Source organism: Streptomyces sp. NPDC058326 (genome assembly GCF_042879855.1).
In the GTDB taxonomy this organism is placed as follows: Bacteria; Actinomycetota; Actinomycetes; order Streptomycetales; family Streptomycetaceae; genus Streptomyces.
Genome location: NZ_JBHVZO010000008.1, coordinates 83,656 through 99,131, shown reverse-complemented (window position 1 = coordinate 99,131; position 15,476 = coordinate 83,656). Strand labels below are relative to the sequence as shown.

The 15,476-nt window shown below is 71.1% G+C and carries 12 protein-coding genes and 1 riboswitch; of the genes, 10 read left to right on the top strand and 2 right to left on the bottom strand.

The window, feature by feature from the left end; all coding sequences use genetic code 11:
• The first annotated feature begins 7 nt into the window (after positions 1-7).
• Positions 8-973 carry a nucleoside triphosphate pyrophosphohydrolase gene (locus ACFVYX_RS17180; protein WP_389682178.1) on the top strand — a complete coding sequence of 322 codons (966 nt, stop codon included), beginning with the start codon at positions 8-10 and terminating at the stop codon, positions 971-973.
• A 22-nt stretch (positions 974-995) separates the two neighbouring features.
• On the opposite strand, the gene ACFVYX_RS17175 is transcribed toward ACFVYX_RS17180, so the two are convergent.
• A complete protein-coding gene (locus ACFVYX_RS17175; RefSeq protein ID WP_389682177.1) occupies positions 996-2,195 on the bottom strand; it encodes a globin domain-containing protein in 1,200 nt (399 codons plus the stop codon).
• Between the two features lie 98 nt (positions 2,196-2,293).
• Between ACFVYX_RS17175 and ACFVYX_RS17170 the strand changes: the two genes are divergently transcribed.
• From ACFVYX_RS17170 to ACFVYX_RS17130, 9 genes are all read left to right on the top strand, one after another.
• The gene (locus ACFVYX_RS17170; protein ID WP_389682176.1) at positions 2,294-3,601 is read left to right on the top strand and encodes a cytochrome P450; all 1,308 of its coding nucleotides are present in this window, start codon (positions 2,294-2,296) and stop codon (positions 3,599-3,601) included.
• Between the two features lie 93 nt (positions 3,602-3,694).
• The gene (locus ACFVYX_RS17165) at positions 3,695-4,801 is read left to right on the top strand and encodes a transglycosylase family protein (protein ID WP_389682175.1); all 1,107 of its coding nucleotides are present in this window, start codon (positions 3,695-3,697) and stop codon (positions 4,799-4,801) included.
• 258 nt (positions 4,802-5,059) lie between these two features.
• A riboswitch (cyclic di-AMP (ydaO/yuaA leader) is annotated at positions 5,060-5,233 on the top strand.
• A 3-nt stretch (positions 5,234-5,236) separates the two neighbouring features.
• A complete protein-coding gene (locus tag ACFVYX_RS17160; RefSeq protein WP_389682174.1) occupies positions 5,237-5,941 on the top strand; it encodes a transglycosylase family protein in 705 nt (234 codons plus the stop codon).
• Between the two features lie 309 nt (positions 5,942-6,250).
• Positions 6,251-7,537 (top strand): phosphopyruvate hydratase, encoded by a 1,287-nt coding sequence (eno, locus tag ACFVYX_RS17155; protein ID WP_389682173.1) that lies wholly within the window; start codon positions 6,251-6,253, stop codon positions 7,535-7,537.
• 93 nt (positions 7,538-7,630) lie between these two features.
• A complete protein-coding gene (locus ACFVYX_RS17150; RefSeq protein ID WP_389682172.1) occupies positions 7,631-8,101 on the top strand; it encodes a septum formation initiator family protein in 471 nt (156 codons plus the stop codon).
• Positions 8,102-8,123: 22 nt separating this feature from the next.
• On the top strand, positions 8,124-8,666 hold the full coding sequence (locus tag ACFVYX_RS17145; protein WP_389682171.1) for a DUF501 domain-containing protein: 543 nt from the start codon (positions 8,124-8,126) through the stop codon (positions 8,664-8,666).
• Positions 8,663-9,577 carry an exopolyphosphatase gene (locus ACFVYX_RS17140; protein ID WP_389682170.1) on the top strand — a complete coding sequence of 305 codons (915 nt, stop codon included), beginning with the start codon at positions 8,663-8,665 and terminating at the stop codon, positions 9,575-9,577. Before ACFVYX_RS17145 ends, ACFVYX_RS17140 begins: the two co-directional genes overlap by 4 nt.
• Before the next feature lie 380 nt (positions 9,578-9,957).
• Complete coding sequence (locus ACFVYX_RS17135; RefSeq protein WP_015034097.1) at positions 9,958-11,337, top strand: NAD(P)/FAD-dependent oxidoreductase; 1,380 nt, start codon at positions 9,958-9,960, stop codon at positions 11,335-11,337.
• A gap of 171 nt (positions 11,338-11,508) precedes the next feature.
• Positions 11,509-12,807, top strand: a complete 1,299-nt coding sequence (locus tag ACFVYX_RS17130; protein ID WP_389682169.1) for a class I SAM-dependent methyltransferase — start codon at positions 11,509-11,511, stop codon at positions 12,805-12,807.
• Between the two features lie 59 nt (positions 12,808-12,866).
• On the opposite strand, the gene ACFVYX_RS17125 is transcribed toward ACFVYX_RS17130, so the two are convergent.
• Entirely contained in the window at positions 12,867-15,398 is a 2,532-nt protein-coding gene (locus ACFVYX_RS17125) for an ABC transporter permease (protein WP_389682168.1), read from the bottom strand.
• Between the last annotated feature and the right edge of the window lie 78 nt (positions 15,399-15,476).

Sequence of the window (15,476 nt, the reverse complement as noted above, 5' to 3'; positions counted from 1 at the left end):
TCGAGGGGTGACCTCTGAGAGCCCCGGCCGCATCATCCTGCTCACCGCCAGCCACCGCGTGGCCCCCGGACTCCTGTCCTGGCCCGCGTGGCAGGCGCTGGCCGCCGCGGACCGGGTGCTCTGCCCCGACGAGCACCACCCCCAGCTGCCGTACCTGCGGGAGGCCGGGGTCGCCGTCGAGCACCTCCGGCCCACCGCCGAGGAACTCGTCGGGGCGTGCGCCGGGGGCCGGACCGTCCTGCTGCTCCCCTCCGGCGAGGGCGACCGGGCGCTGACCGACGGCCTGGCCCGGCTCGCCGGCTCCGGCCGTGTCTCCATGCCCGACCTCGAACTGCTGCCCGGCTCGTACGACCTTCCCGGCGCCCGGCTCCTCGACCTCGTGCAGATCATGGACCGCATCCGGCGCGAGTGCCCCTGGTCCTCGCGCCAGACCCACCGGGGGCTCGCCAAGTACGCCATCGAGGAGGCGTACGAACTCGTCGAGGCGATCGAGGACGGCGACCGGCGCGAACTCCGCGAGGAGCTCGGCGACGTGCTCCTCCAGGTCGTCCTCCACGCCCGGATCGCCGAGGAGGACCCGGAGGAGCCCTTCTCCGTGGACGACGTCGCGGGGACCCTCGTCGAGAAGCTGATCCTGCGGCACCCGCACGTCTTCGGCGACGAGACCGCGGAGACCCCGGAGGAGGTCCGGGCCCACTGGCTGCGGACCAAGGCGATCGAGAAGCAGCGGGAGTCCGTCACCGACGGCGTGCCGCTGGGCCAGCCGGGTCTCGCGCTCGCGACGAAGCTCACGGGCCGGGTACGGACGGCCGGCCTCGACGTACCGCTGCCGAGGGGGGAGGGCATCGGCTACGAGCTCCTCGCCCTCGCCGCGCGGGCGGAGGCCTCCGGCGTGGACCCGGAGGCGGCCCTGCGCGCGGCGGCCAGGACGTACCGGGACGCGATCCGCGCGGCGGAGGGCCTCAAGGCCTGAGGGGCCGGGGCGAAGGACGGGCTCAGAGCCGGCGCGGCGCGCGGGCCTCCGGGTCGTGCCAGGGCGGGGAGGGCGGACCCAGGAGGCGTTCGGCCGCGGTGCTCGGGCGGACGGTGAAGCCGCCCACCGGCGGCAGCGTGTCGTGGTGGATCCGGGCCGCCTCGGTGCCCAGCTCCACGAGCGTCTCGGTGACCTCCGTCAGGAAGCCGGGCGGCCCGGCGAGGTACACGTCGTGCGAGGCCCAGTGGACACAGGCCCGCAGCGACTGGAGGAGCCGCTCGGTCGCCTGGTCCTTGGGATGTCCGGGCGCCGACGTGATGTAGGTGACGCTCAGGCCCGGGAGGCGTTCCCTCAGGTGCTCGGCGTCCCGCCGCCCGTACAGGTACCCCTTCGCGCGGGCCACCACGAACAGACGGCCCTTCAGCTCCGGCTCGTCCTTCGCCGCCGCCGCGAGCAGCGCCCGCACCGGCGCCCAGCCCGTACCCGCGCATATGTACGTACGGAGACCGCCGGGTTCCGTGCGCGCGGTGAGGGCGCCGCCGGGCGCGCTGAGCCGCAGGGTCTCGCCCGGCCCCGTCTCCTCGACGAGCGCCGTGCTCATCGCGCCGCCCCTGATCCGGCTCACGTGCAGCTCGACGGTGCCGTCCGGGCGGGGCGCGTCCGCGAGGGAGTAGGTGCGCCAGACGCGCGGGACGCGCAGCGAGCTGACGCTGACGTACTGGCCGGGGAGGTACGGGAGGGGCTGCCGGGGCCGCAGGGTGAGGACGGCCAGGTCCTCGCCGTGCCGTTCGTGCCGGACGACGTCCGCGTCCCACCAGGCCGGCTCCCCGGCCCCGGCCGCCTCGTCGGCGCCCGCCAGCATCAGGTCGGCGACGTGGCCGTACGCCTCCGCCCACGCCTTCTCGGCGGCCGGGGTCCAGGCGGATCCGGCGGCGTGCGCGAACGCGGCGAGCAGGCTCGACCCGACGGCGGCGTAGAGCGTGGGGGAGGCGAGGAACTTGCGGTGATCACGGCCGAGGCGCCCCAGGTACTCCGTGAGCCCCGGCGTCTCCAGATGGGTCACGACGTGCGTGAGCGCGGCGAAGAGGCGGTCCCGCTGGGGCCGCATGTCCTCGGGGAACAGCTCGCGCAGGGCCGGGTTGTTCCAGAAAAGATGCGAGTAGAAGAAGGTGACGGCGTGTTCGGCCCGTCTCTCGACGACCGCGAACGTGCTTCTGAGCATCTGAGGATCCACCGACACGAATCTAGGGCACGGCATCCCCTCGTGATCACGGGATCTTCACAGACCTCACCGCCGGGGCCGCCCTGTACGGTCGGGGGGTGAGCACCACCCCCGGCCCCCGCCCCGCCCCCTCGCCTGTCCCCTCGCCCGTCCCCGAGCTCTTCACCTGGGAGTTCGCCGCCGATCCGTACCCCGCGTACGCCTGGCTGCGGGAGCACGCGCCCGTGCGCCGGACGACACTGCCCAGCGGTGTCGAGGCCTGGCTCGTGACCCGGTACGGGGACGCCCGGCAGGCCCTGGCCGACCAGCGGCTCTCGAAGAACCCGGCGCACCACGCGGAGTCCCCGCTCGCGAAGGGCAAGACGGGCATCCCGGGCGAACGCAAGGCCGAGCTGATGACCCATCTGCTCAACATCGACCCGCCCGACCACACCCGGCTGCGGCGCCTGGTCTCGAAGGCCTTCACCCCGCGCCGGGTCGCCGAGTTCACCCCGCGCGTGCAAGAGCTCACCGACCGGCTCATCGACTCCTTCGCGGAGAGGGGCAGCGCGGACCTCATCCACGAGTTCGCCTTCCCGCTGCCCATCTACGCCATCTGCGACCTGCTCGGCGTGCCCGAGGAGGACCAGGACGACTTCCGGGACTGGGCGGGGATGATGATCCGCCACGGCGGCGGGCCCCGGGGCGGGGTCGCCCGGTCGGTGAAGAAGATGCGCGGCTACCTCGCCGAGCTGATCCACCGGAAGCGGCTCGATCCCGGCGACGACCTGATCTCCGGGCTCATCAAGGCCTCCGACCACGGCGAGCACCTCACGGAGAACGAGGCCGCCGCCATGGCCTTCATCCTGCTCTTCGCCGGCTTCGAGACCACCGTCAACCTCATCGGCAACGGCATGTACCAGCTGCTGCGCCACCCCGGGCAGCGCGAACGGCTCCAGGCCTCGATCGCGGCGGGCGACACCGGGCTCCTGGAGACGGGCGTGGAGGAACTGCTGCGGTACGACGGGCCCGTGGAGATGGCGACCTGGCGGTACGCCACGGAGCCGCTGACCATCGGCGGGCACGAGATCCCGGCGGGCGACCCGGTGCTCGTGGTGCTCGCCGCCGCCGACCGGGACCCCGAGCGGTTCGAAGGCCCGGACACCCTCGACCTCGCCCGGCGCGACAACCAGCACCTCGGGTACGGGCACGGCATCCACTACTGCCTGGGCGCGCCGCTCGCCCGCCTTGAGGGGCAGACGGCGCTCGCGACCCTCCTGACGCGTCTTCCGGACCTGCGGCTTGCCGCCGATCCGGCCGAACTGCGGTGGCGCGGGGGGCTCATCATGCGGGGATTGCGCACGCTTCCGGTGGAGTTCTCCCCGTCCGTACCGCTCCGCCACAGTGACGGCGTGTCAGAAATGTGATCCTCGCGTGATCGTGCGGCCATCGACTTGTGACGAGCGTTCGAATACCGCTACGTTCACCGCACTCTCAGCCGTCACGCGAAAGGCGCTCCTATGCGTTCCGGGAACGGACGACACCGTCGCCCCCGTCAGGCCCCCGCCCTCGTCGTCGCCGCAGGTGTGACCGGATCCGCCATGGCGCTGCCGCTGCTCGCCACCGGATCCGCCTCCGCCGCCGACGCGGCCACCTGGGACCGGGTCGCCGAGTGCGAGTCCGGCGGCCAGTGGAGCGCCAACTTCGGCAACGGCATGTACGGAGGCCTCCAGTTCACCCAGGACAGCTGGGAGCGGCACGGGGGCCTCGCGTACGCGCCCAGCGCCGATCTGGCCAGCCGGGCCCAGCAGATCGCGGTGGCCGAGAAGGCCCTTGCCAAGGGCTCCACCGAGTGGGCCACCTGCGCGCCGATCGCGGGTCTCGCCAACGACGGCACGGCGCCCGGGGTGGACCCTGGTCCGGCCTCCGTCCCGAAGGTGCCCACGGGGCCCGTCGTCGAGTCGAACAGGACCGCGGGCCTTCCGGAGGCCTCCACCGGCTCCACCGGGACCGAGGAGACCACGGGCACCGTCGCGCCGACCGCTCCCGTCACCCCGAGCGCGCCCGCCACCTCCACCACGCCGGTCTCGCCGACCGCGCCCGGGGCGCCCACCACGCCGGTGAGCCCCTCCGCGCCGACCGACCCGGCCGACCCGAGCGCGCCGACCGCGCCGGCCACCCCGGTCACTCCTGACGCCTCTGCCACGCCCGCTACGCCTGATTCGTCCGTTACGCCTGGCACTCCGGAGGGTGACACGCCGTCGGCCACGCCCGGAAGCGGTAAGCACCGGGGCGAGGCCGCACCGGAGGAAACCGGCAAGGAGGGCACTTCGCCTGAATCAGGTAGACATGCCTCATCCACGAGCAAGGTGACCGAAACGCCCGTCACGGCGACGCCGGCCGAGAGCGAGACGGATTCGGGCGCAACGGACAGTCGGGGCACTTCGGACGCGTACACCGTGCAGCCGGGCGACAGCCTCTCCGACATCGCGCAGGAGAACGAACTCCTCGGAGGCTGGACCGCCCTCTATGACGCCAACCGGCAGACGGTGGGCATCGATCCGAACCTCATCCTCCCTGGCCAGAGCCTCGATCTGACGAACGGTTCGCCCGCGACGGCCGAGTGATTCAAGGGCCTATGTCCGGTTCTGTGCAAGTGAGACATGGGTCTCTTCACTCCAACTGGCGTGTCCTGACCGTAACTTTTGCCTCCGCCACCTCTCACCTGCACAAACGCCACTCCCGGAAGGGCAAGTAGGGGCGATATTTCCGCAATACGCCTCTTTGAACTTCCGGTGGGTCTGTGTCTACGGTCTTAACCGCTCGCCACCGCGGGCCCCGTCGACCGAAACGCCGAATCCTGCCGTCGGCCGATGGGAACAGTCGTCGCGTCAGCGCCGAAGGCAGGAGTGGGGGACCCAAGGTAAGTGCCGGTCCAGGCCGTTGAGACAGACGGCCGACGACCGGCTTGGGGTGAAGCCGCGTGCTAGGACACGCGGCCGGGCAACTTTCCGGCCCGAACCCGACAGCTCACCTCACAGGCGTCGGTGAGGAGAATCTCCATGCTGTTTTCCGGCAAGGGCAAACACCGCCGTCCCTCCAAGGCCACCCAGGTCGCCACGCTCGTCGGCGTCACCGGTGTCGCCGTCGCGGCCCCGCTGATGACCGCGGGCACCGCCTCGGCCGCCACGGCCTCCGAGTGGGACCGCGTCGCCCAGTGCGAGTCCGGCGGCAACTGGTCCATCAACACGGGCAACGGCTACTACGGCGGCCTCCAGTTCTCGGCCTCCACCTGGGCCGCGTACGGCGGCACCGCCTACGCCTCGACCGCCAACCAGGCGTCGAAGTCCCAGCAGATCGCCATCGCCGAGAAGGTCCTCGCGGGCCAGGGCAAGGGCGCCTGGCCGAGCTGTGGCGTGGGCCTCTCCGGCGCCGCCTACACCGGCGGCGCCGCCGAGAGCGCTCCGCAGCCGGAGCGGAAGGCCGAGCAGCCGACCACCCGCAGCGAGCAGCGCCAGACCCCGCAGCAGGCCGCGCCCCAGCAGGCCGCGCCGAAGGCCGCCGCCAAGAAGACCGTCACCACCCCGACCGGCAAGACGGTCAAGAAGGGTGACGGCGAGTACAAGGTCGTCGCCGGCGACACCCTCAGCACCATCGCCCAGAAGCAGGGCGTCAAGGGCGGCTGGGCCGAGCTCTTCGAGCTCAACAAGGACGTCGTCGAGAACGCCGACCTCATCTACCCGGGCCAGCAGCTCCACCTGAAGTAGGCCCGGCGGTCCGCGTGAGTCCGGCGGCTCACGCGGCCCCCACGACCCTCCCGCGGTGACCACCCCGGTCCGGCGCGCCCTCCCCCGTGCGCGCCGGACCGGGGTTCCGCCGTCTTACGGGCCCCGGCGGTTACCGTCCAGTAGATACGGGGGCCTTCGTCCCGGGATGCATGCCCTTGGGTCCTTTTTCGTCCCAGGGGGCGGGCGTCCGGCCGGCCGGAGCCCCCGAGCCGGTTAGGCTCTTGTCGCAAGGCCGAGCGACCCTGCACCGGCCATGCGTCACATCCAGCGTCACATCCCAAAAAGGAGATGCTCGTGCCGTCCATCGACGTCGTCGTAGCCCGGGAAATCCTGGACTCCCGAGGCAACCCCACGGTCGAGGTCGAGGTCGGCCTCGACGACGGCAGCACCGGCCGTGCTGCTGTTCCGTCCGGCGCCTCCACCGGTGCGTTCGAGGCCATCGAGCTTCGCGACGGTGACCCGAACCGCTACATGGGCAAGGGTGTCGAGAAGGCCGTCCTCGCCGTCATCGAGCAGATCGGCCCGGAGCTCGTCGGCTACGACGCCACCGAGCAGCGCCTGATCGACCAGGCCATGTTCGACCTGGACGCCACGGAGAACAAGGGCTCGCTCGGCGCCAACGCCATCCTCGGCGTCTCCCTCGCCGTCGCGCACGCCGCGTCCGAGGCCTCCGACCTCCCGCTCTTCCGCTACCTCGGCGGCCCGAACGCGCACCTGCTGCCCGTTCCGATGATGAACATCCTCAACGGTGGGTCGCACGCCGACTCCAACGTCGACATCCAGGAGTTCATGATCGCCCCGATCGGCGCGGAGTCCTTCTCCGAGGCCCTTCGCTGGGGTGCGGAGATCTACCACACCCTCAAGGCCGTCCTGAAGCGCAAGGGCCTCTCCACCGGCCTCGGCGACGAGGGCGGCTTCGCCCCGAACCTCGAGTCGAACCGCGCCGCCCTCGACCTCATCATCGAGGCCATCAAGGAGGCCGGCTACGCCCCGGGCACCGATGTCGCGCTCGCGCTCGACGTCGCCGCGTCCGAGTTCTACAAGGACGGCTCGTACGAGTTCGAGGGCAAGACCCGCTCGGCCGCCGAGATGACCGAGTACTACGAGGAGCTCGTCTCCGCGTACCCGATGGTCTCCATCGAGGACCCGCTGTACGAGGACGACTGGGCCGGCTGGAAGGTCCTCACCGACAAGCTGGGCGCCAAGGTCCAGATCGTCGGCGACGACCTCTTCGTCACCAACCCGGAGCGCCTGGCCCGCGGCATCGAGGAGGGCACCGCGAACGCCCTCCTGGTCAAGGTCAACCAGATCGGCTCGCTGACCGAGACCCTCGACGCCGTCGAGCTCGCCCAGCGCAACGGCTTCAAGTGCATGATGTCCCACCGCTCCGGCGAGACCGAGGACGTCACCATCGCCGACCTCGCGGTCGCCGTGAACTGCGGTCAGATCAAGACCGGCGCCCCGGCCCGCTCGGACCGCGTCGCCAAGTACAACCAGCTGCTGCGCATCGAGGAGATCCTCGACGACGCCGCGGTCTACGCCGGCCGCAGCGCGTTCCCGCGCTTCAAGGGCTGAGCGGCTTCTCTCTGAAGCAGCCTCCGTACGTCCCCGTACTCGGTCCCGTACCGTGTGCGGGGACGTACGTATGAACAGGGGAGGCGACACGACATGGCCGCGAAGGACCGGGACCGGTTCTCGACCGCGACCCGGATCAGGCTGCTCGGCGAGCAGACCGCCGCCCGTGTCTACCGCTCCCAGACCCGCCGCCAGGCCCGCCGCTCCCGGCTCACCGGCCGCGCGGCCTTCCTCGCGCTGGTCGTCTGTTCCCTCGTCGTGGCGCTCGCCTACCCGATGCGGAGCTACGTCTCCCAGCAGGGCGAGATCGCCGAGCAGAAGCGCAGGGCCGCCGAGGCGGCCCGCCGGGTCGAGGAGCTGAAGGACGAGAAGGCCCGCCTCCAGGACCCGGCCTACGTCCGCCGCCTCGCCCGCGAGCACCTGCACTACGTGCTGCCCGGCGAGACCGGCTTCACCGTGAACGACCCCGACGCGGAGCAACGGCCCCGCGCCGAGCAGGGCGCGGCGGACCGCCCCTGGTACGACAACCTCTGGGACGGCGTCGACCACGCCGACCGCCCGTAACGACCTGACGATCAAGGCAGACATGGAAACGCCCCCTCCGCAGACCGAACGCACCGAGCCCTCCGAGGCGGACATCGCCGCCTTCGAGCTGCAGCTCGGCCGGCCGCCGCGCGGCCTGCGCGCCATCGCGCACCGCTGCCCGTGCGGCAACCCGGACGTCGTCGAGACCGCGCCCCGGCTCCCCGACGGCACCCCGTTCCCGACCACGTACTACCTGACCTGCCCCCGGGCGGCCTCGGCCATCGGGACCCTGGAAGCCAACGGGGTCATGAAGGAGATGCAGGCCCGGCTCGCCACCGATCCGGAGCTCGCCGCCGCCTACCGGGCCGCGCACGAGGACTACATCGCCCGCCGTGACGCCATCGAGGTCCTTGAGGGCTTCCCGAGCGCCGGCGGCATGCCGGACCGGGTCAAGTGCCTGCACGTCCTCGTCGGCCACTCGCTGGCGGCCGGCCCGGGCGTGAACCCGTTCGGGGACGAGGCCCTCGCGATGCTGCCGGAGTGGTGGGCCAAGGGCCCCTGCGTCACCCCGTGCGCGGAGAAGAAGGAGGGCGAGGAGAAGTGACCCGGGTCGCCGGAATCGACTGCGGTACGAACTCGATCCGCCTCCTCGTCGCCGACGTCGACCCGGACACGGGCGGCCTCGTCGAGCTGGACCGGCGGATGACGATCGTCCGGCTCGGCCAGGGCGTCGACAGGACGGGCCGGCTCGCCCCCGAGGCACTGGAGCGCACCTTCGCGGCCTGCCGCGAGTACGCCGAGGTCATCAAGGAGCTGGGCGCCGAGCGGCTCCGCTTCGTCGCCACCTCCGCCTCCCGCGACGCCGAGAACCGCGACGAGTTCGTGAACGGGGTCGTGGAGATCCTGGGCGTCGAGCCCGAGGTCATCACCGGCGACCAGGAGGCCGAGTTCTCCTTCACCGGTGCCACCGGCGAGCTGCACGGCACGGAGACGTACCTCGTCGTGGACATCGGCGGCGGTTCCACCGAGTTCGTCACCGGCAACAAGCACGTCGAGGCGGCCCGTTCCGTCGACATCGGCTGCGTCCGGCTCACCGAGCGGCACGTCCGGCACGACCCGCCGACCGCCGAGGAGGCCGACGCGATCCGCGCCGACGTCCGCGCGGCGCTCGACCTGGCCGCCGGGACCGTGCCGCTCGACACCGCCGGCACGCTCGTCGGGCTCGCCGGTTCGGTCACCACGGTCGCCGCGATCGCCCTCGGGCTCCCGGAGTACGACTCCGAGAAGATCCACCACGCCCGGATCTCCGCCGCGCAGGTCGCCGAGGTCACCGAGCGGCTGCTCGCCTCGACCCACGCCCAGCGGGCCGCGATCCCCGTCATCCACCCCGGCCGGGTCGACGTGATCATCGCCGGGGCGCTGGTCCTGAGGGAGATCGTGGAGCGCGTCGGAGCCCACGAGGTCGTCGTCAGCGAGCACGACATCCTCGATGGGATCGCCCTATCCGTGGCATAGCGGGCGTCTATCGGGCCTCCTGGCGACACTCCGTCGGGAAAGTTCGTGAAGTTCTTCACAAGGAAAAGGGCCCTGATGGTGCCCGAGGAGGGTCTGAGGGGGGTCTTCGGGCCCTCCGAGGGGCCCCTCAGGGGCCTTTCGCAGGCGTGGAGGCCGATTCGCTCGATGTTTCCATCGTGTGAACGTGTCCCGTGGTTCAGCGTTAACGGGGGCTCTCCTGGCCAGTTCACAAGGGGTGAACAACGTTCGCCCTTGCATCCCGGTTCCTTTGCAGCACCATGACATGGATCACGTGGGCGGCGGAGTGTAGCAGAGGTACCCGAAGACCTTGTGAAGGGGCGCACGAGCACCCCCCTCCTGAGGGGTGGATACTCGATCCCATGAGCACCACGGAGCGTCCCAGGATCCTCGTAGTAGGCGGCGGGTACGTAGGCCTGTACGCAGCTCGGCGCATCCTCAAGAAGATGCGCTACGCGGAGGCGACCGTCACGGTCGTCGACCCGCGGTCGTACATGACCTACCAGCCCTTCCTCCCCGAAGCCGCCGCCGGCAGCATCTCGCCGCGGCACGTCGTCGTCCCGCTGCGACGCGTCGTCCGCGGAGCCGAGGTGCTCACCGGCCGGGTCACCACCATCGACCAGGACCGCAAGGTCGCCACGATCGCGCCGCTCGTCGGCGAGGCGTACGAGCTGCCTTTCGACTACCTCGTCATCGCGATGGGCGCCGTCTCCCGCACCTTCCCGATCCCCGGCCTCGCCGAGCAGGGCATCGGCATGAAGGGCATCGAGGAGGCCATCGGCCTGCGCAACCACGTCCTTGAGCAGCTGGACAAGGCCGACTCCACCACGGACGAGGAGGTCCGCCGCAAGGCGCTGACCTTCGTCTTCGTGGGCGGCGGCTTCGCCGGCGCGGAGACCATCGGCGAGGTCGAGGACCTGGCCCGTGACGCCGCGAAGTACTACCAGAACGTGTCGCGCGAGGACATGCGCTTCGTCCTGGTCGACGCGGCCGACAAGATCCTTCCCGAGGTCGGCCCCAAGCTCGGCCAGTACGGCAAGGAGCACCTGGAGAGCCGCGGCATCGAGATCTACCTCGAGACCTCCATGGACTCCTGCGTCGACGGCCACGTCGTGCTGAAGAACGGCCTCGAGGTCGACTCCAACACGATCGTCTGGACCGCCGGCGTGAAGCCGAACCCGGCGCTCTCCCGCTTCGGTCTGCCGCTCGGCCCCCGCGGCCACGTGGACTGCAACGAGAAGCTCCAGATCAACGGCCTCGACTACGCCTGGGCCGCGGGCGACAACGCCCAGGTCCCGGACATGGTCGGCCGCAAGGCCGGCAACCCGAACGCCTGGTGCCCGCCGAACGCCCAGCACGCCCTGCGCCAGGCCAAGGTCCTCGGCGACAACGTCGTGGCCGGCATGCGCGGCTTCCCGCAGAAGGAGTACAGCCACGCCAACAAGGGCGCGGTGGCCGGACTCGGTCTGCACAAGGGCGTCGCCATGATCGTCATGGGCAAGGTGAAGATCAAGCTCAAGGGCCGTCTCGCCTGGTACATGCACCGTGGCTACCACGGCATGGCGATGCCGACCTGGAACCGCAAGATCCGCGTCTTCGCCGACTGGACCCTCGCGATGTTCCTCAAGCGTGAGGTCGTCTCCCTCGGCGCCATCGAGACGCCGCGCGAGGAGTTCTACGAGGCGGCCAAGCCCGCCCCCGCGCCGGCCGCCCCGGCGCAGGAGAAGGCCAAGGCCTCGTAACACCCCGCAGTACACGCAAGGCCGTAAAAGGGCCGTCCGCCATCCGTGGTGCGGACGGCCCTTCGCGTGTTCTGTCGACGGATTGCGCTGCGGCGGGAGTGGAAATACCTACGGTCGGTGTTCCCTTGGTGACGAACATTTCTGGGGCACGAGATCACGGAGGTGTGCACCATGGCCGACGCCGCGACGCGGCTGACGACCCTCGCCGAGGAGCTGCTCGGCGGACCGCTCCCGGTCCGGCTGCGAGCCTGGGACGGCAGCGAGGCCGGCCCGGTGGGCGGTCCCGTCCTGATCGTCCGGGACCGCCGCGCGCTGCGGAGGATGATCTGGAAGCCCGGCGAACTGGGCCTGGCCCGCGCCTGGGTGGCCGGCGACCTCGACGTCGAGGGCGACCTGTACGAGCTCCTGGACAGCCTCTCCGGTCTCCTGTGGGAGCGCGGGGAGTCGAGCAGGAGCCTCCTGGAATCCGTACGCGATCCCCGGCTCCGGGCCGCCGCCCGCTCCCTGCTGGGTCTTGCCGGACCGCTGCCGCCGCCGCGGCCGCCCGCCGAGGAGATGCGCGGCCGCAGCGGCGGCCGGCACAGCAAGCGCCGCGACAAGCAGGCGATCAGTCACCACTACGACGTGGGCAACGACTTCTACGGCATCGTCCTCGGCCCGTCGATGGTCTACAGCTGCGCCTACTGGACCGAGGACGGCACCCTCGAAGAGGCCCAGCGCGACAAGCTGGACCTCATCGCCCGCAAGCTGAACCTCAAGGAGGGCGACCGGCTCCTCGACGTGGGCTGCGGCTGGGGCTCCATGGCCGTCCACGCCGCCCGTGAGTACGGCGCCAGGGTCGTCGGCGTCACCCTCTCCCGCGAGCAGGCCGCCTTCGCCCGCAAGCGGATCGCCGACGAGGGCCTGACCGACCTGATCGAGATCCGGGTCCAGGACTACCGGGACGTCGACGACGGCCCGTACGACGCGATCTCCTCGATCGGCATGGCCGAGCACGTCGGGGCCGTGAAGTACCGGGAGTACGCCGACACGCTGTACGGGCTCCTCAGGCCCGGCGGACGGCTCCTCAACCACCAGATCTCCCGCCGCCCCGAGCCCGACGAGGAGGCGTACGAGGTCGATCCCTTCATCGACGCGTACGTCTTCCCCGACGGCGAACTCGCCCCCATGGGCCGCACCCTGAGCACCCTGGAGGACGCCGGGTTCGAGGTGAGGGACGTGGAGGCGATCCGCGAGCACTACGCGCTCACCCTCCGCCGCTGGGTCGCCAACCTGGAGCGGGAGTGGGACCGGGCGGTCGGGCTCACCTCACCCGGCCGGGCCAGGATCTGGCGGCTCTACATGGCGGCCTCGGCCGTCTCCTTCGAGCGCAACCGGATCGGCGTGAACCAGTTCCTCGCCGTGAAGACCCCGGTGTCGGGGAAGAGCGGCACGGCGCTGCGGCCGCGCGTCTGGAACGAGAAGGTCTGACAGACGCCCGAGGGCCGGGTTCCCACGGGAACCCGGCCCTCGGCGCATTTCGCCGGTCGTCACTCGGCCTTGATGGCGGCGAGCATGTTCAGCCTCGCCGCGCTGCGGGCCGGCCACAGGGAGGCGAGGACGCCGACCAGGGCGGCCAGGACCAGGAAGATCCCGATCCGGTCCCAGGGCAGGACCAGGGCGTAGCCCGGGAGGCTGCTCTTGAAGGTCTCGCCGATCGCCCAGCCGAGGAACGAGCCGAGGCCGATGCCGACGACCGCGCCGAACACCGAGATGACGACGGCCTCCAGACGGACCATCCGCTTCACCCGGCGCCGGTCGAGGCCGATCGCCCGCAGCATGCCGATCTCCTGCTGACGTTCGAAGACGGACATCGCGAGGGTGTTGACGACACCGAGGACGGCGATGATCAGGGCCATGCCGAGCAGGCCGTACATGATGTTGAGCATGATGTTGATCGGGCCGCCGAAGTAGTCACGGATGTCCTTGTGGTCCATCACCGTGATGGCCGGGTTGTCGCCCATGGCCTTCGACAGCGCCTTCTGGTGGGCGTCGGACGGGCCGCCGTCCATGGCGACGTAGATCTCCCGGATGTAGGGCTGCTGCTCGTGGGCCTCGATCACCTTGCGGTCGATCAGGACCGGCGAGACGAACTCGCTGCCCTCGTAGACCGCGCCGACGGTCAGCCTGCCCTTCTGCTTGTCGACATACTCGACCGGGACGGTGTCGCCGACCTTCAGGCCGCGCTTCGCGGCGGTCTTCTCCTCGACGGCGATCTGGCCCTTGCCGAGGGAGGACAGCGAGCCGTTCACGACGTTGAGTGCGAGGACCTTCTCGACGGCGCCGGGGGTGACGCCGGAGGCCGAGACGTAGTCGCCCTTGAGCTCGAACGCGCCGGCCTGCTGCGGGGAGACCGCCGTGACGCCCGGCGCCTTCTCCAGGGCGGCCAGCGTCTCCTTGCCGAGTCCCGTGCCACTCGCCATGGAGATCATGTAGTCGGCCTTGATCTGGTCGACCGTCATCTTGTCGATGGCCGTGCCGACGGTCGCGCCGAGCACCGAGAGGCCGGTGACGAGGGTCAGACCGATGGCGAGCGCGGAGGCGGTGGCGCCGGTCCGGCGCGGGTTGCGGACCGCGTTCAGGCCGGCGAGCTTGCCGGAGACGCCGAAGACGTTCACGAAGAGCGGGCGAAGGACGGCGATCACGGGGCGGGACAGGAACGGGATCAGCACGATCACACCGATGAGGGTGACGAACGCGCCGCCCGCGATGAGCATGCGGCCCTCGTCGCCGCCCTGGCCGGCACCGAGCACGATCAGCACGACACCGAGCGCGGTGAGCGCGGCGCCGATGGAGTTCCGTACGACGAGCGACTTGGTGCTCGCGGTGGCGTGGACGCTGCTCATGGCGGCGACCGGCGGGATCTTCGCGGCGCGGCGGCCGGGCAGCCAGGCGGCGAGCATGGTGATCAGGACACCGACGGAGAAGGCGGCGACGGCCGGGGTGGCGCCGAGGACCAGGTCACCGTCCGGGACCTTCAGGTCGAAGGCGCTCATGGCCGAGCGGAGCCCGACGGCGAGGCCGATGCCGAGGACGTAGCCGACGGCGGAGGCGACCAGGCCGACCAGACCGGCCTCGGCGAGGACGGAACGGGTGATCTGCCGGCGCGAGGCGCCGACCGCGCGCATCAGGGCCAGTTCCTTGGTGCGCTGGGCGACCAGCATGGTGAAGGTGTTGGAGATCAGGAAGATCCCGACGAAGAGCGCGATGCCGGCGAAGCCCAGGAGGATCTGGTTGAGCGCGCCCATGCCGGCCTCGATGTCCTTGGCCTGCTGGTCGGCGAGCGCCGCGCCGGTCTGCGCGGTGGCGGACTTCGGGACGACCTTCAGGACCTCGGTGACGAGCTTGTCCGCGTCGGTGCCGGGGGTGGCGGTGACGGCCAGGTTCTGGAAGTAGCCGGGCTTCAGGTAGAGCTTCTGCGCGACGGCGTTGTCGAAGACGACCAGGCTGCCGCCGGCGTTGACGGCGCCGTCCTCGGTGGTGAAGACACCGGAGAGCTCGTACTCCTTCACCGGGCCGTTGGTGGCGACGCGGACGGTGTCGCCGACCTTGTAGCCGCCCTTGTCGGCGGTGTCCCGGTCGAGGGCGATCTGCGTGTCCCGGGCCGGACCGCTGCCCGCGGTGAAGGTGTACGCGCGGTCCTTGCCGTCCTTGCCGGGGGCGAAGTTGGCGCCCTTGTTGGCCCAGCCGAGGCCGATCAGCTTGCCGTCCCTGTCGGGCACGCCCGCGAACCCGTCGACGCGCGGAGTGACGGAGGCGACCCCGTCGAGCTTCGCGACCTTGTCGACGACCTGCTGGGAGAGGCCGGGGGTCTGCTGGGCCTCCTCGGCGTCCGGGTACATCTCGACGGCCACGGCGACGTCGTCGTAGCTCTTCGCGGACTGGTTGCGGAAGGCCTGGGAGAGGGTGTCGGTGAAGACGAGGGTGCCGGAGACGAAGGCCACGCCGAGCATCACGGCGAGGACGGTCATCAGCAGTCTCGCCTTGTGCGCGAGGACGTTGCGCAGGGCGGTACGGAACATGGGTGTGTCCTGAGGGAAGGGAGGGGCGGCGGGCGGGAGCGCGCGGGGTGCGGGCCGTACCGGTTCGAGTCCGGTTCC